This window comes from Mesorhizobium sp. WSM1343, from assembly GCF_055901535.1.
The window spans coordinates 2,463,699-2,479,774 of record NZ_CM148370.1 but is presented as its reverse complement, the minus strand read 5'-3'; the positions used below and the strand labels follow the sequence as shown (position 1 = coordinate 2,479,774).

Here is a 16,076-nt window from a genome sequence, read left to right as displayed (position 1 = left end):
CGTTTGGTGTATGTCGTTGCCCCAAAACCGGGTTTCCCCTTTTTGGGCGACATCCATTAAGTCCAGATTAACCCTGATATCTGTGGCAGGCGGGCTGCCTGTCCAGTGACCAGTACCTCACATCGCTTATTTCCCGTCGACGCGGGTTCGGGTTAACGTTTCGAATCGTCCTGATTCCGCCAATCTGCCAGAAGGTCAAGCGCCTCTCGCATGATTCGCATGAAAAAAGCGAATCAATTACCCGACTTAGCCCGTTACGCGCCATTTCGACGCGCAACGACGCTTTCTCAATTCACTCGCTTCCAACTAAGCTCGCCCTGCCCTGCCCGAGGAGACGCCAAACCCTTCGATCAGCGCTTCCGTGGCTTGCACATCCTGGAATTGCGCCTGAATTTCGATCAGGTGCCGGTAGTTTTCGTCTGTGGGATCGGTGGCGAGCGCCGCTTCCGCCTGTTTCAGTTCCTTATGTAAGGTGCGCGCGCTGCGCTGCAAGTGCAGCGCCTGGCTGAAAGCATCGCGGGCATCTTCGAGGGCGGCGGTCTCCAGCGCCGGCCATTGCCGCATCCGCCGGATCAACCCGACGGCCCGCTCCCAGATCTCGGCGCAGCCGGCGCGTTCGATCGTCGCAATCACCGCCTGCCGGTCATTGGCCATGTCATGCGCCATTGCATCGAGGATTGCCGCATGCAGCCGCCTCAGATCGGAGTTGGCAAGATCGAGAAACTCGATATGGGCGAAATTCTCGTCGATCAGTGCCGGATGGTTGACCAATGCGACGATGATCGTCGCCTCGCGCACCGACATCCCCTCGCCGCCGCGTTTGACCAAAGCCGACTGGCCGAGACTTTCGGTGATCGCAATGCGGCCGCCACCGCTCTTGGCGAACTGCCCGCCGGGAGCGGCTGCCTTGCCCTGGCCGCGCTGACCTGGCCGGCCGCCATCCTGACGCCCACTGCGCTGAGAGCCGAAGAAGCTCAACACGCGCTCGCGCATCTCCTGTTGATAATGGTAGCGGAGACTTTCATCGCGGATGCGGCTGGTCAGTTCGCGCAGCGTCTTCTCGAGCTCGGCCCGCCGCTCCGGCGTATCGAAGACGCCGCCCGCCGTCTCACGCATCCATAAAAGGTCGACCAGCGGCCGCGCCTCGGCCAGAACGCTACGAAACGCATCCGGTCCTTCGGCCTTGACCAGATCGTCGGGATCCTTGCCTTCCGGCAGCAGCGCGAAACGCGCCGAGCGGCCGGCCTGCACCGACGGCAGCGCCATGTCGGCGGCCCGCCACGCGGCCTTCAACCCGGCCTTGTCGCCGTCGAAGCATAACATCGGCTCCGGCGCCATGCGCCACAGCAGCTCGAGCTGGTTCTCGGTAAGCGCGGTGCCGAGCGGCGCCACGACATTCTCGAAGCCGGCCTGCGCCAGCGCGATGACATCCATATAGCCTTCGACGGCGATGACCGTGCCGCCCTTGGCCAAGGCCTTGCGGGCGCGGGCGAAATTATAAAGCACGTTGCCCTTGTGGAAGAGCTCGGTGTCGGGCGAGTTCATGTATTTGGCCAGCGCATCGGGCTGCAGCGCGCGGCCGCCAAAGGCGATGATCTTCCCCCTGGAATCCGGGATCGGAAACATGATGCGGTCGCGGAACCAGTCATAGGAAACCGGGATGTCGTCGCCGTGGCGCACCAGTCCGCAGGCCTCGATATCGGCTTTCGGCACGCCCCTGGCGGCGAGATGCTCCTTCAGCGCATTGCGGCTGTCGGGCGCAAAACCGAGCCGGAACGATTGCTGCGTCGCCGGCGTCAGGCCGCGGTCGCGCAGATAGGCACGCGCCTTGGCGCCTTCCGGTCCCTGCAGCCGTTCCTGGAAGAAGGCGGTCGCCATCTCCATGACGTCGGTCAGGCTGGCGCGTTCCTTTTCGCGCCGCTCCTCCTGCGCGTCGCGGACCGGCATCGGCACCCCGGCCATGTCGGCGATCTTCTCGACCGCCTCGGGAAAGCTCATCCCGTCCAGTTCGGTGAGGAACTTGAAATGATCGCCCGAGACCGAACAGCCGAAACAGTGGTAGCGGCCCTTCTTGTCCTCGCAGTGGAAGGAAGGGCTCTTCTCGCCATGGAACGGGCAGCAGGCCCAATAGTCGCCGCGCGGCGCGTTGGTCTTCTTGCGGTCCCACACGACTCGCTGGCCGATCACCGATGAAATCGGCACGCGGTCGCGTATCTCGTCGAGGAAGGCGGGTGGAAAGCGCATCGGGGAACTCGTTTCCCGATTATATAATCACGCCCGCGAAATCCGACGACCCTTAATGCGGGCCATACCCGGTTTCCACAGGCAAAAAGAAAGGCGGCCGTAGCGGGCCGCCTCCCTTTTCAATGTCCGGCAAGGTGCCGATTAATGCGCGGCAAGCGCGCCGAAGATGACGCCGGAGAGGATGCCGACCAGCACATAGTCGTTGCCGACGCGGATCCATTCCTGGCCGCGGCCGGGGCGATGCAGGCCGTAGCGGCCATAGTCGCGGATCGGCTGATGGCGCTTCCAGCCGGAATATTTCTGGCCATGCCGCCAGTTGTTGCGCTTCACGACGACGACCTTCTTCTTGTAAACGCGCTTCCTCACATCGCTGTGGTGGCCGGGCTTCTGCCAGTCGACCTGGCTGTAGTTCGACTGCGGCGCGTTCGGCGCATTCAGCGGTGCGGCCTGGCCGGTGAGCGACGTAGCGGCCAGCATCGAGAAAGCGAGTGCGGAAAGGACGATGCGTTTCATGAGAAGTCTCCTTGGTTGTCGATATCGAAGCAGTAGCTGCCCATCGATGAACCGAAACTGAACGCACGCATTACAATTATGTAATGGATTCCTTGATTTACCCAAGGAAGCTGAACATGATCGCAAAGGCAGGAGCCAGTCGCACCGCAAACTCGGCCTATCCGCCGCTTCGCGCCCGCCCCGCAATGCAACCATTTGCGCGTCCGTCCATTCTCCGACACCGCCTGTCGCGCGGCAACGGCCCTTGAAATCGACAAGATTTTATTATCCGGCTAAAATATTCGAGCTATTATAAGTCACCGCCATGAACATGATTCGTTCCCTCGTTTTTCCTTCTGATCGCCACGCAAAACAGGGCGGGCGCCCTGTTTGCATGCGGGGGACGAAATGAGCGGGTCCGTCGTCCTTCTGCATCTGGCCGGCGCCGTGGCGCTGATGCTGTTTGCCACCCGCATGGTGAAGACCGGCGTTGAACGCGCCTATGGCGACGTGCTGCGCCATCGCCTCCGCGCCACCATGCGCAATCCGATCATGGCGGTGCTGGCCGGCACCGGCCTTGCCATCGCCCTGCAGAGCTCCACCGCCGTCACGCTGCTGGTCGGCTCCTTCGCCGGCTCTGGCATCGTCTCGGGCGCCGCGGGGCAATTGGCGGTGCGCGGCGCCGAAATCGGATCGGCGCTGGTGGTCAAGCTGCTGACCTTCGACCTCACCTTGCTGGTGCCGCTGTGCCTGATCACCGGCACGGTCATGTTCATGGCCACCGAGCGGCGCGACTGGCGCCAGTCCGGCCGCATCCTGGTCGGCATCGGCCTTCTGATCCTGTCGCTGGAGATGATCGGCCAGGCATCGGAGCCCCTGCGCAACAGCCAGCTCATGCCGGTCATCATCAACTACTTCTCGACCGATTCCATCACCGCCTATCTGCTGGCGGCACTGATCACCTGGCTGTTCCAGTCGAGCATCGCGGCGGTGCTGTTGATGGCGACGCTGGCAGGCCGTGGCCTGATCACGCCCGAACTTGGCGTCGTTCTCATCCTTGGCGTCAACCTCGGCTCCTCGATCATCGCGCCGATGCTGACCCGTTCGTCGAGCCCCGAGGTGCGCGTCGTGCCGATCGGCAATCTCCTGATGCGCGGGCTTGGCTCGCTGGTCATGCTGATCCTGGTCATGATCTTCAGGCCGCACTTCGCCTTTCTCGGTTCGACGGCGGCGGACCAGATCGTCAATGCCCACATCCTGTTCAATGTGCTGATCCTGCTCGCCGGTCTGCCGCTGGCAGGCTTCGTCTACCGCGCTTCGGAGAAGATCGTCGCACTTGGCACCAAGCCCGTGCCGGCCGCCTCGCTTGACGTCGTCGAGCTGTCCGCACTCAACGAAAGCGCGCTCGACGTGCCGAGCCAGGCGCTGGCCAATGCCACCCGCGAGGTGGTGCGGGTCTGCGAGACGATCGAGATCATGCTCAAGCGTATCATCGAACTCTATGAAAGTGCCGACGCCGACAAGATCAAGGCGCTGGCCGCACTCGACGACCGCGTCGACCGCAAGCACGCCGCGATCAAGCTCTACCTCGCCAAACTGACCAGGAACCCGCTGACCGAGGACGAGGCGCTGCGCTGCCAGGAACTGATCGGCGCCTGCGTCAAGCTCGAGCAGGTCGGCGACATCATCGTGCGCAACATGCTGGTGCATGTGAAGAAGAAGTTCGAGCGCGGACTGGAATTCACCGACGAGGGCTGGGCCGAGCTGTGCGCCTTCCATGGCTCGGTTCTGGCCAATGCGCGGCTTGCCTTCAACGTTCTGGTGTCGCGCGATCCCGAGACCGCCCGCCAGCTGGTGCTGGAAAAGGACCGGCTGCGCGACCGCGAAAAGGAAACCAGCGCCAGCCATTTCGTGCGGCTGCGCGACGGCACCGCCAAGAGCGTCGAAACCAGCTCGATCCATCTCGACACCATCCGCGACCTGAAGCAGATCAATTCGCTGCTGGCCTCGATGGCCTATCCGGTGCTTGAAGAGCGCGGCCTGCTGACGGGGTCGCGGTTGAAGGCGAGCTGAAGAATAGCAATCCCCCACGAGGCCTCCGGAGAGAGAGGAAGGGCGCTAGTTGAAATAAGATCGCGCCCTTCCTCTACCCCGTCGGTCGGGGGAGAGGAAGGGAGCGCGCTTGGATAGGTTCGCGCGCTTCCTTTACCCCGGCCATCTCCCCCACAAGGGGGAGATTGGCGCTTCACCGCCTCGCCCCCACTGAAGAAAACCTAAACTCGCGACAAAAATTTCTGGATTGCCCGCAAAGCCCATCCGTGGTTTGAGGCGCTTCCAGCTAAGGCTTCCCCATGTCGCTTCCGCTCATCGCCCTGTTCATCGCCGCCTTTGCCTTCGGCACCACCGAATTCGTCATTGCCGGCGTGCTGCCGCAGGTGGCGCAAGGCCTGGGCGTCTCGGTTCCCTCCGCCGGCTATCTCGTCTCCGGCTATGCCGGCGGCATCGCCATCGGCGGCCCGCTGCTGGCGCTCGCCACCAAGTCATTGTCGCGCAAGAGCCTGCTGCTAGGCCTCGCCATCGCCTTCACCATTGGCCAGGCGGCTTGCGCGCTGGCGCCCGATTTCACCTCGATGCTTCTGTTGCGCATTGCCGTGGCGGTCGCGCATGGCGCCTATTTCGGCGTCGCCATGGTCGTCGCCGTCGGTCTCGTGCGCGAGGACCAGCGCGGCATGGCTGTCGCCGTCATCCTGTCCGGCCTCACCGTCTCCAACGTCATCGGCGTGCCGGCCGGCACCGCGATCGGCAACATCTGGGGCTGGCGTGCGACTTTCTGGGTGATGTGCGCGCTGGGTGTCGCGGCAACGCTTGCCATGGCAGCCCTTTTGCCGCGCACCACCGGCTCATCGGCCAAGCCCGCCGGTTTCGCCCGCGAGGTCCGCGTGCTGGCCCGCCAGCAGGTCTGGACATCGCTGATCCTGATGCTGATGCTGATGATCGGCCAGTTCGGCCTGTTCACCTACATCACCCCGACACTGCTGGAAGTCACCGGTCTCGACGAGAACCTGGTGCCGTGGGTGCTGCTGCTCAACGGCGTCGGCGCAACCCTTGGCGTCTTCCTCGGCGGCAAGCTCTCCGACTGGAAGCTGATGCCGTCATTGATCACCATGCTGGCCCTGCAGGCGGTGACGCTTGGCGTCATCTATGCCGTCAGCCCCTATCCCCTGCCGATGGTTGTGGCGATCGTCATCTGGGGCGGTCTCAACTTCGCCATCGGCACGCCGATCCAGACCCGCATCCTGGCCTGGACGGCAGATGCTTCCAACCTCGCTTCGTCGCTCATTCCGTCCGGCTTCAATGTCGGCATCGCGCTGGCCGCTTCGTTGGGCGCCGCGATGCTGAACAGCGGCTATGGCTACCGCAGCCTGCCGCTGCTCGGCGCCATCGCCATGCTGGTCGCCGTGGCAGTGGCGCTCGCCTCTTATGTCTGGGAAGGGCGCAGCAACGCCACGCCGCCGCTGACAGCCCCAGCCGAGTAGATCACGATCCGGAAAAGTGGACGCCGGTTTTCCGAAAAGATCGTGATCAACCAAAAACACTTCACCCGCGCCAGCGCAGCAGGCGCATGGCGTTGGCGGTGACCAGCACGGTCGCGCCGGTATCGGCCAGGATCGCCGGCCACAGGCCGGTGATGCCCAAAATGGTGGTGACCAGGAACACCGCCTTCAGCCCCAGCGCCACGGTGATGTTCTGGCCGATATTGGCCATCACCGCCCGCGACAGTTTCACCATACGCGCGACGTCCATGACGCGGCCGTGCAGGATCGCCGCGTCCGCGGTCTCCAGCGCCATGTCGGTGCCGCCGCCCATGGCAATGCCGATATCGGCGGCCGCGAGCGCCGGCGCGTCGTTGATGCCGTCGCCGACCTTGGCAACCTTGAAACCCTCGCGCTGCAATTCGCCGACGATGCGCTGCTTGTCCTGGGGCAACAGCTCCGCCCGCGCCTCGATGCCGAGCGAAGCGGCGATGGCTTGCGCCGTGCGGCGGTTGTCGCCGGTCAGCATCACTGCGCGGATGCTCTCGGCCTTCAGCGCCGCGATCCCGGCCGCAGCATCCGGCCGCGGCTCGTCGCGCATGGCAATCAGCCCGGCCACCACGCCATCGGCGACGAGCACTGACACCGTCTTGCCCTGGCCGTTGAAGCTGTCGACGGCGAGGCGCTGCGCTTGCGTCATGTCGGCGCGTTCGCCCGCCGCCTGGCCGGAGCCGAGGAAGACGGCGACGCCGCCAACGCTGCCCTCGACACCCTTGCCCGAGATTGCCTTCGCTGCGAGAGCCGGCGGCACCGGCGCCTTGTCGGCCTTGGCCCGGTCCAGGATCGCCATCGCCAACGGATGGCTGGAGCCCTGCTCCAGTGCTGCCGCCAGCGCCAGCACGGTGCGTTCATCCCTTCCATACGCCACGATGTCGGTGACGACAGGCTTGCCTGCGGTCAGCGTACCGGTCTTGTCGAAGGCGACCGCCGTGATCCGGCGAAAGCCTTCCAGCACCGCACCGCCTTTCATCAACAGGCCACGCCGCGCACCGGTCGCCAGGCCCGCGGCGATCGCCGCCGGGGTCGAGATGACCAGCGCGCACGGGCAGCCGATCAGCAGGATCGCAAGGCCCTTGTAGATCCATTCGTTCCAGTCGCCGCCGGCAAGCAGCGGCGGCAACAATGCCACCAGCGCACCGACCGCCAGCACCGCCGGCGTGTAGGTGCGCGAGAAGCGATCGATGAAGCGCTCTGTCGGCGCCTTGGCCTCCTGCGCCTCCTCCACCAGCCGCACGATTCGGGCGATGGTGTTGTCGGAAGCGGCCGCCGTCACCCGCACCTTGAGCACGCCATCGGTGCTGATCGTGCCGGCAAAGACGGCGTCCGCAACGCCCTTGCGCTTCGGCGTGCTCTCGCCGGTCACCGGCGCCTCGTCGATTTCGCTCGCGCCCTCGATGATCTCGCCATCGGCCGGGATGCGGTCGCCCGGCCGCACCAGGATGATGTCGCCGACCGCAAGGTCTTCGGCGGGACACTCCGATGTGCCGCCTGCGCGCTCGACCAAGGCCGTCTTCGGCACCAGATCGGCAAGTCCCTGGATGCTCGCCCGCGCCCGGCCGGCGGCGACACCCTCCAGAAGCTCGCCGATCAGGAAGAGCACCACCACGGCGGCGGCCTCTTCAGTGGCACCGATCATCACGGCGCCTATCGCCGCGATGGTCATCAGCATCTCGATCGAAAACGGCGTGCCGGCCAATGCCGCCATCAGCGCGCGCCGTGCGATCGGCACCAGGCCGACCAACAGCGCGGCCAGGAACACCCCGCGTTCCGCCACCGGGAACAGATGGCCGATGCCGTATGCGGCGAGAAGCGCTGCCGCGCAGGCGAGCGTCAGCACCGCCCGGCGGGAACGCCACCACGCCTGCCCCGTCTCGGAATGGCCATGATCGGGATCGGGATCGTGGATCGCATGATCGTGGCCTTCATGGTCATTGTGGACGTGATCGGCGTGCGCCTTGTTTGACATCGGCGATACATGTGCCTCGGCCCTGACGATGCCGTAGCCGAGCCGAGCCACCTGCTGCAGCACCTTGTCTTCCGGCAACGCGCCGCCATGGCTGACCGTCATGCTGGCACCGGTCACCGAAACCGAGACATCGGCGACGCCGTCTAGGCGACGCACCGCCGTATCGATCTTGGTTGCGCAAGAGGCGCAATCCATGCCGCCGATCTTGAACCGCGTCTGCCTGATTTTTACCTGGTCGAAGGGCGCCGTCATCACATCACCTGTCTGTCTTGCCCGCGCGGCGTCGCCGCATGGGTCTTGAACGCTGATGTCAGGCACTGTAATTGCTCTAGTCACTAGAGCTTCAAGAGGCAATTCATGTTTTCGATCGGTGATCTCTCGCGCCGCACCGGGGTCAAGGTGCCGACCATCCGCTACTACGAGCAGATGGGCCTTGTTGCCGCACCCGAGCGCTCGGAAGGCAACCAGCGCCGCTATTCCAGGCAGGAGCTGGAGCGGTTGGCCTTCATCCGCCACGCCCGCGATCTCGGTTTCGCCGTCGAGGACATCCGCTCTCTGATCGATTTGAGCGGCCACCCCGAGCAACCCTGCGGCCACGCCGACAAGATCGCAGAGGAGCAACTGATCTCGGTGCGGGAAAAGATTGCCCAGTTGAAGCGGCTCGAGGCCGAGCTCGAACGCATCGCCACGTGCTGCAATGGCCAGACGGTCGGCGATTGCTACGTCATCCGCGCGCTGTCGGATCATGCGCTGTGCGCCGATGAGCATGGTTGAGATACATCCTACAGCTCGATCCGGAACCGCAAGCTTTCTGCTCCGCCATAGGCGGCGTCCTCGAAAAAGCGTTCGACGAGCTTGCCGCCATTGGCCAGGATCACCTTGTGCGAGGCCGGATTGCCCGGTTTGGCGGTGATCTCGACGTGAGTCAGGCCGACCGCCCTCGCCTCCTCCAGCATCAGGCGCAGCGCCTGTGTAGCGTAGCCGCGCCGCCGCTTCCACGGCACCACCGCATAGCCGATATGGCCGAGCACATGCGGCGGCAGGTCCGACGTGCCCTTCTGCCAGCGAAAGCCGATCGAGCCCGACGCCTCGCCGTCCCAGATCGAGCGGCGGAAGCCCGGCAGGCGCGGCACCTTTTTGCCGTCGGGCAAGGTGATCGGACCGCCCCCGGCCTGGGGATCATCGAGGTCGGCGAGAAAAGCCACGGGATCCCTTTCGATTGCCGCAAGCTGCTCGCGCGTCGCTTCCAGCAATCGCACATTGTCCGGCGACCAGCCGCGTTCGAGTGCCGCCTTGTAGGACGGCAGATGTTCGAGCGCGGGTTTGACGATTTCGATCATGGTGCACCGGTGCAGACGCGATGCCCACAAAATAGCATGCTTGACCAGGGAGGCACGGTCCACCAAAGCGCGGCCCTATACGACAGAGGCCGCGCTCCCATCACTGGAAACGCGGCCCTGGCGTTGTGTCCTTGGGAGGACCGGCGATCCGGCGCGGCCGCGCCGGAGCACCTTTAGCGATCTCAGGCGATGTCGAAGCGGTCGGCGTTCATCACCTTGGTCCATGCCGCAATGAAATCCCTGGTGAATTTCGCCTTGGCGTCCGCCGACCCGTAGACCTCGGCAAGCGCGCGCAATTGGGCGTGCGAGCCGAAGATCAGGTCGGCACGGGTGCCGGTCCACTTGACCGCCTTGGTCTTGCGGTCACGCGCCTCGTAGACTTCGTCGGAGCCGGCGGCCGGATCCCAGATCGTGTTCATGCTGAGCAGGTTGACGAAGAAGTCGTTGGTCAACGTACCCGGCCGGTCTGTGAACACGCCGTGCTTCGAGTTGGCCGTGTTGGCGCCGAGCACACGAAGACCGCCGACCAGCACCGTCATTTCGGGTGCGGTCAGCGACAGCAATTGCGCCCGGTCGACCAGCATGGCTTCGACCGACATCGGCTGCTTGCCCCTGACATAGTTGCGGAAGCCATCGACTTTCGGCTCGAGCGCGGCAAAGGAATGGACATCCGTCTGTTCCTGTGAAGCATCCATGCGACCGGGCGTGAACGGCACCTTGGCCTCGTGGCCGCCATCCTTCGCCGCCTTCTCGACAGCGGCGACACCGCCGAGAACGATGAGGTCGGCCAGCGAGATCTTTTTCCCGCCGGTCTGTGCCGCGTTGAACTCCTTCTGGATGGCTTCCAGCCTGGCCAGCACCTTCGACAGTTCCGCCGGCTGGTTGACCTCCCAATCCTTCTGCGGCGCCAGCCGGATGCGTGCACCATTGGCACCACCGCGCTTGTCGGAATTGCGGAACGTCGAGGCCGAGGCCCACGCCGTCGAGACCAATTCGGAAACCGACAGGCCCGATGCCAGGATCTTCGCCTTCAGCGACGCAATGTCCTGCTCGCCGACCAGTTCGTGGTCGACCGCGGGGATCGGATCCTGCCAGATCAGCTCTTCCTTCGGCACGAGCGGGCCGAGATAGCGAACGACCGGCCCCATGTCGCGATGGGTCAGCTTGAACCATGCGCGGGCAAACGCGTCGGCGAACTGGTCCGGATGCTCATGGAAGCGCCGCGAGATCTTCTCGTAGGCCGGATCGACCCGCAGCGCGAGATCGGTCGTCAGCATGGCAGGCGCGCGGCGCTTGGACGGATCGTGGGCATCCGGCACGGTTCCGGCGCCGGCGCCGCCCTTCGGCGTCCACTGATGCGCGCCCGCCGGGCTCGTGGTCAGCTCCCATTCGAAGTTGAACAGATTGTCGAAGAAGTTGTTGCTCCACTTGGTCGGCGTCGTGGTCCAGGTCACCTCGAGGCCCGAGGTGATGGCATCGCCGGCGATGCCCGTGGCATGCTTGCTCGACCAGCCGAGGCCCTGCGCCTCGATGCCGGCGCCTTCCGGCTCCGCACCCACAAGCGAGGCATCGCCGGCGCCGTGGGTTTTGCCGAAGGTGTGGCCGCCGGCGATCAGCGCCACGGTCTCCTCGTCGTTCATGGCCATGCGGCCGAACGTCTCGCGAATATCGCGTGCCGAGGCCAGCGGATCCGGCTTGCCGTTCGGCCCTTCCGGATTGACATAGATCAGACCCATCTGGACGGCGCCGAGATGGCCCTGGAGTTCGCGGTCGCCGGAGTAGCGCTTGTCGTCGAGCCACTTGGTTTCCGAACCCCAATCGACGTCCTGTTCGGGTTCCCAGACGTCGGCGCGGCCGCCAGCAAAACCGAAGGTCTTGAAGCCCATCGATTCCAGCGCGACGTTGCCGGTGAGGATCAGCAGGTCGGCCCAGGAGATCTTGCGCCCATATTTCTGCTTGACCGGCCACAGCAGCCGGCGCGCCTTGTCGAGATTGGCATTGTCCGGCCAGCTGTTGAGCGGAGCAAAACGCTGCTGGCCGGCCCCGGCGCCGCCACGGCCGTCGCCGATGCGGTAGGTGCCGGCACTGTGCCAGGCCATGCGGATGAACAGCGGCCCGTAATGGCCGAAGTCGGCCGGCCACCAATCCTGCGAATCCGTCATCACCTGGTGCAGGTCCTTGATCACCGCATCGAGATCGAGCGACTTGAATTCCTCGGCATAGTCGAACTCTTCGCCCATCGGGTCCGAAAGGTTCGACTGCTGATGCAGAACGCCAAGGTCCAGTTGGTTCGGCCACCAGTCACGGTTCGTCCTGCTGGAGGATCCGTGCGCAACGGGGCATTTGCCGGCACTGGGATCATCGGTCTGTGCGTCCATGTTCTTCTCTCCGATCGTGGCTGAGTTGAGCTGTTCAACTGCTGCGTGAACAGGGACACAAAAATGTCCCTGTAGGCGGTCCGTTTCATGGCTGGCGCGATGACCTGAGCCCGATACGCGACCGAATATGTTGGATGTCCTGTTGCTGCGGGCATGCGCCTCACCAGGCGGTCCCGGCTGCTCCTCATCTTCGTTACGACTCCTATAGCAAAGCCGCTTGATTAATTTAAGTTGGATTTCCTGATTGCAGCGATAAGATGACATTATGACAAACCTGACGCTGAAGCAGCTGCGTTATTTCGAGGCGCTGGCCCGGCACAATCATTTCGGCCGCGCCGCCGATGCCTGCTCGATCTCGCAGCCCGCCATCTCGGTGCAGATCCGGGAGTTGGAGGAAACGCTGGGCACGGAGCTTTTCCAAAGAGGCCCACGCCAGGTCCGGCTGACCAATTTCGGCGAGGAATTCGCCTTGCGCGTCCGCGACATCCTGCGCTCGGTGGATGAGCTGACGGATCTGGCCCGCGCCTCGCGCGACCGGCTGGTGGGACGGTTGCGCATCGGCGTGATCCCGACGATCGCACCCTACCTCCTGCCTGCCATCATCGGCAACCTCGCCCGCATGCATGACGGGCTCGATATCCACGTGCGCGAAACGCAAACGCAGAAGCTGATCCAGGAACTGGCCGACGGCCGGCTCGACGCGGCCATCGTCGCCTTGCCGGTGTCGGAACCCTCGCTGACGGAAATCGTGCTGTTTGCCGAGAACTTCGTGCTGGTCCGGCCCGGCGAGGACGAGGGAAAGTCGGTCCCCAACCGCGAAATGCTGCGCGAGATGCGGCTGCTTCTGCTGGAGGAAGGCCATTGTTTTCGCGATCAGGCGCTGTCGTTCTGCAACATGCATTCGGCGCGGCCAAGGGAGTTGCTGGACGGCAGCTCGCTGTCGACCCTGGTGCAAATGGTCGGCGCCGGTGTCGGCGTCACCTTGATTCCCGAAATGGCCGTGCCGGTGGAGACGCGCTCGGCGGCGGTGTCTGTCGCCCACTTTGCCAACCCCCAACCGTCGCGGACGATCGGCATGATCTGGCGCAAGACAAGCCCGATCGCCAAACAGCTGATGCTTATATCCGAAGTGGTTCGCCAGGCGGCCGATACGTTGCGGGCGCAGCACGGCTCGGCATTGCTTGCGCAGCCCGTGAATCTGCCGGCAGCCGCCCAATGAAGGCTTGGCTGACCCGATCGTCAGCCTGCCGCGTGGAACCGGATCTCGCCCTTGTTCAGGAAGCAGGTCTTGTTGAACAGCGACAGATCCAGAGGGTTCGGCAACCGCACATCGCCGATATCGGGAACCGGCTTCTGCGCCGGGTCGTAGGACCGGTCGATCTGCGAGATGAAGACGAGGATCAATCCCCTGTCGCCGGCAAACGCTTTCAGCGTGCGAACCTGCGCCATCAGCTCCGGATTTTGCCGCTTCTGGTCGAGCAGTTGCAGATAGTCGATCACCACCAGCGTGCCGCGCGGCGCCGAGCCCAATGCCTTGACGATGTAGTCGGCGCTGATGGCGTCGGAATTGTCGAACACGAACCGGTCGTTGAACTGCACCGGGTCTGCCCCGATGGCTCGAAACCGGTCGAGCACATCCCGCTGCGTATACTCCAGCGTGAAGAACACGCCCCGACTGCCGGACTTCATGGCTTCGATTGCCAGTTCGAGACTCATCAGCGTCTTGCCGTGGCCGGGTCGTGCACCCACCAGGACCAGATCGCCGGGCGCAAGTTGCGCAAACAGTGTGCCGGCAGGCGCCGCCCCGGCTGCCTTGGCCGCAAGCAGGCTCCAACTGGCGAAGCCTTCCCGTACTGCAACGCGATCAAGCGCTTCGTGGAGCGGAATTTTGGCCTCGCGGGACAACAGCCTGGCTTGACGCTTCAGATGATAGATGGGCGCGGACAGCTTCATGACAAACCTCCTGGTGCGAGCCGTTTTCGCAACCCCTCCTTATGCCAAGCGCTCGAACAGTTGGTTCGGTGATGAGAGAGCCCTGCATGGATGATGCTTTCCCGGCGGAGGGAGGAGGCGTGAGCCACGCCAGAATCAGATGATAGCTCAATCCCTGCGTATCGAAAATCGCGGAACTCAAGAGATCAGGTTCCGAACTCGCGGCTTTTCGCGATAGGAATTTTTTCTTGACTCCCTGCACTCAGCTATGGTACATATTTGTCCATGGTGCTGATTTGCGCCAATGGCCCGCCGCACAGGCGGGTTTTTCGTTTGATGCTCCGTCAGCCAACGCGCCGACGAGCTCGAAGGAACCCGCCAACCCGAGTTCGTTGCCCTGCTTCAAGGATGCGAAGACGTCCGCCGCAAGCCTGGAGCCAGCATGTCGGCGTAGGCGTTTGCATGCATCGACCTGCTTTACGGATCTTCATGCGGGCACGCTAAACAAGATGTGTTTCGCCTGATAATGCGAGGCCATCTATGATCGATTCTCGCGGCAATACCGCAAGAAATAGCCATTCGCTTCGACAGGAGAATTGATCCGGTGCGGTTGAGATCTGTTTGTCTGGGCGTCGTCGCCAGCTTTTTCGTCGCCGTCATCGCCGTGACGGTGTCGGCTCGATCTTTTGCCGCATCATCTGACGTTCCGGCCTGGCTGCAGGCCCATGTCGGCAACAGCGACGGCCAGATCTCACAAATTGTCCTCGAACGTGCCCGCGCGCTTTATCGGAAGAAGGTCGCCCAAGGGGCCGTCAAGAACCCCTGCTACTTCGCCATGGATGCCACACGCCCCAGCGATCTGGGCAATGGCGTGCTCGGCCGCCGCTACTACGTCATCTGCGAGGCCAGCGAGTCCTTCCGCGCGATTTCGTCGGGTCATGGCAGCGGGCGGAATCTGAAGGGCGTCGTCGATTTTTCGAACGGCAAGCGGTGCGCTAGGAACTTCGGCAATGCGATGGATTCATCGTTGACGGCCGGCGGCGCCTATATGACCCGCGAGGCGAAAACCTCGTTCAAGGGTTATTACCGCACTGGTGCGAAACGGGACGTGGCTTTCCAGCGCACCTTCATCCAGTTCGACGGCGAAGGCGAAGCCGCGAACGCCAGGCAGCGGGTGATCGGCGGCCACGCGGCCCAGGTGCTGCACGGCCTGTGCCTGCGCAAAAATCCGAACAGCTCGCATGCCGACCATGACGGCTTCGTACCGTTCGGCAAGCTGGTGGATTATGCCGGCGGTCGCAGCAATGGCTGCACCAGTTGGTCGCCGGCGGATGCGCAGCAGATTATCCCGATGGTCAAGGACAATCCGACGACGCTCTACATCTACCCGGAATCGCGCGACATCGCCGCGGTCGCAGCCAACCATTCACAGCCGGGCACCTATTGGAACGCGTCCTGCCTGAAGGAAATCGGCACACCGAAATTCTGGCCGCGAAAGACCCTCGAGCCGATCATCGCCCAATACAGGAAGGATCATCCGGCACCGCCGCCGCAGCCAGTGCCGATTTGCACGCAGCCGTGACGTCCGCTTCGGCATGCGAACCATGCGCATTGATCAGCCGTCGTGAACCGGTATCGATCCCGATCTCCGAGGTTTGGCAGCGTCTGACTCCCCGCGCGTCGTCGATGTCGGTAGCCAAAGGCTGGGATAGGTTCATTTGTAACCTCGGCGCGATGGTCCCCAGAGACAACGCGCGCCCATGGCGCGGGCGGCCGCCGCCGGACCAAGGGTACCCGCGGCAGGAAGGAAGCGGCACAGAAGGCTGCCAGAACGCGAACACATCACGCTTACATTGAACGTCTTCTTCGAGGACTGGCGCTCCGGGTGACGACTATGATCGAGAGGCGATCACATGGGTAATCGACTGCGCCTCGCACCTTCCCGCCGCGTTGTATGTCGCGAACGGATCGGGAGTGGCTGAATGCTCCCGGCGAGGAGAGTTCCCGGTGCCGTGCCAGGCCGATTGGTTGGAACCAACGGCCTGCTCTCCAGTTAGAAAGCCAGCAAGTCTGGTTGTAGCCTTGCCGCCATGTGACCGACGGTTTCAAGGCCGCCGATTGAGCTTCGGAA

General features: G+C 63.8%; 11 protein-coding genes. 5 read left to right on the top strand and 6 right to left on the bottom strand.

Going from position 1 to position 16,076, the window contains the following annotated elements:
- Window positions 1-306 precede the first annotated feature (306 nt).
- Together dnaG and AC0NIL_RS11945 are read right to left on the bottom strand one after the other, a co-directional pair.
- A complete protein-coding gene (gene dnaG, locus AC0NIL_RS11950) occupies window positions 307-2,244 on the bottom strand; it encodes a DNA primase (RefSeq protein WP_473574076.1) in 1,938 nt (645 codons plus the stop codon).
- A gap of 141 nt (window positions 2,245-2,385) precedes the next feature.
- Window positions 2,386-2,757: an RcnB family protein gene (locus AC0NIL_RS11945; RefSeq protein WP_013530147.1), complete on the bottom strand. Its 372-nt coding sequence runs from the start codon at window positions 2,755-2,757 to the stop codon at window positions 2,386-2,388.
- 387 nt (window positions 2,758-3,144) lie between these two features.
- Between AC0NIL_RS11945 and AC0NIL_RS11940 the strand changes: the two genes are divergently transcribed.
- Window positions 3,145-4,809, top strand: a complete 1,665-nt coding sequence (locus AC0NIL_RS11940) for a Na/Pi cotransporter family protein (RefSeq protein ID WP_013530146.1) — start codon at window positions 3,145-3,147, stop codon at window positions 4,807-4,809.
- Between the two features lie 278 nt (window positions 4,810-5,087).
- The gene (locus tag AC0NIL_RS11935; RefSeq protein WP_024505485.1) at window positions 5,088-6,272 is read left to right on the top strand and encodes an MFS transporter; all 1,185 of its coding nucleotides are present in this window, start codon (window positions 5,088-5,090) and stop codon (window positions 6,270-6,272) included.
- Window positions 6,273-6,333: 61 nt separating this feature from the next.
- On the opposite strand, the gene AC0NIL_RS11930 is transcribed toward AC0NIL_RS11935, so the two are convergent.
- Complete coding sequence (locus tag AC0NIL_RS11930) at window positions 6,334-8,547, bottom strand: heavy metal translocating P-type ATPase (RefSeq protein ID WP_473574077.1); 2,214 nt, start codon at window positions 8,545-8,547, stop codon at window positions 6,334-6,336.
- Window positions 8,548-8,652: 105 nt separating this feature from the next.
- Here AC0NIL_RS11930 and AC0NIL_RS11925 point away from each other — a divergent pair, with 105 nt between their 5' ends.
- A complete protein-coding gene (locus AC0NIL_RS11925; RefSeq protein ID WP_013530143.1) occupies window positions 8,653-9,069 on the top strand; it encodes a MerR family transcriptional regulator in 417 nt (138 codons plus the stop codon).
- A gap of 8 nt (window positions 9,070-9,077) precedes the next feature.
- On the opposite strand, the gene AC0NIL_RS11920 is transcribed toward AC0NIL_RS11925, so the two are convergent.
- Both AC0NIL_RS11920 and katG read right to left on the bottom strand, forming a co-directional pair.
- Entirely contained in the window at window positions 9,078-9,635 is a 558-nt protein-coding gene (locus AC0NIL_RS11920) for a GNAT family N-acetyltransferase (protein WP_473574078.1), read from the bottom strand.
- 182 nt (window positions 9,636-9,817) lie between these two features.
- Entirely contained in the window at window positions 9,818-12,013 is a 2,196-nt protein-coding gene (katG, locus tag AC0NIL_RS11915; RefSeq protein ID WP_224674925.1) for a catalase/peroxidase HPI, read from the bottom strand.
- A gap of 265 nt (window positions 12,014-12,278) precedes the next feature.
- Here katG and AC0NIL_RS11910 point away from each other — a divergent pair, with 265 nt between their 5' ends.
- On the top strand, window positions 12,279-13,232 hold the full coding sequence (locus tag AC0NIL_RS11910) for a hydrogen peroxide-inducible genes activator (RefSeq protein ID WP_224674924.1): 954 nt from the start codon (window positions 12,279-12,281) through the stop codon (window positions 13,230-13,232).
- Window positions 13,233-13,252: 20 nt separating this feature from the next.
- Here the strand turns inward: AC0NIL_RS11910 and AC0NIL_RS11905 are convergent, their stop codons facing one another.
- The gene (locus tag AC0NIL_RS11905; RefSeq protein ID WP_013530139.1) at window positions 13,253-13,966 is read right to left on the bottom strand and encodes a DNA helicase; all 714 of its coding nucleotides are present in this window, start codon (window positions 13,964-13,966) and stop codon (window positions 13,253-13,255) included.
- Window positions 13,967-14,549: 583 nt separating this feature from the next.
- Between AC0NIL_RS11905 and AC0NIL_RS11900 the strand changes: the two genes are divergently transcribed.
- The gene (locus AC0NIL_RS11900) at window positions 14,550-15,527 is read left to right on the top strand and encodes a murein L,D-transpeptidase catalytic domain family protein (protein WP_224674923.1); all 978 of its coding nucleotides are present in this window, start codon (window positions 14,550-14,552) and stop codon (window positions 15,525-15,527) included.
- The last annotated feature ends 549 nt before the right edge of the window (window positions 15,528-16,076 follow it).

Bases quoted from the DNA above. Each gene is read 5' to 3' on its own strand.
- katG (WP_224674925.1), bottom strand. From the start codon at position 12,013: ATGGACGCACAGACCGATGATCCCAGTGCCGGCAAATGCCCCGTTGCG.
- AC0NIL_RS11940 (WP_013530146.1), top strand. From the start codon at position 3,145: ATGAGCGGGTCCGTCGTCCTTCTGCATCTGGCCGGCGCCGTGGCGCTG.
- AC0NIL_RS11945 (WP_013530147.1), bottom strand. From the start codon at position 2,757: ATGAAACGCATCGTCCTTTCCGCACTCGCTTTCTCGATGCTGGCCGCT.
- AC0NIL_RS11910 (WP_224674924.1), top strand. From the start codon at position 12,279: ATGACAAACCTGACGCTGAAGCAGCTGCGTTATTTCGAGGCGCTGGCC.
- AC0NIL_RS11905 (WP_013530139.1), bottom strand. From the start codon at position 13,966: ATGAAGCTGTCCGCGCCCATCTATCATCTGAAGCGTCAAGCCAGGCTG.
- AC0NIL_RS11930 (WP_473574077.1), bottom strand. From the start codon at position 8,547: ATGACGGCGCCCTTCGACCAGGTAAAAATCAGGCAGACGCGGTTCAAG.
- AC0NIL_RS11935 (WP_024505485.1), top strand. From the start codon at position 5,088: ATGTCGCTTCCGCTCATCGCCCTGTTCATCGCCGCCTTTGCCTTCGGC.
- dnaG (WP_473574076.1), bottom strand. From the start codon at position 2,244: ATGCGCTTTCCACCCGCCTTCCTCGACGAGATACGCGACCGCGTGCCG.
- AC0NIL_RS11920 (WP_473574078.1), bottom strand. From the start codon at position 9,635: ATGATCGAAATCGTCAAACCCGCGCTCGAACATCTGCCGTCCTACAAG.
- AC0NIL_RS11925 (WP_013530143.1), top strand. From the start codon at position 8,653: ATGTTTTCGATCGGTGATCTCTCGCGCCGCACCGGGGTCAAGGTGCCG.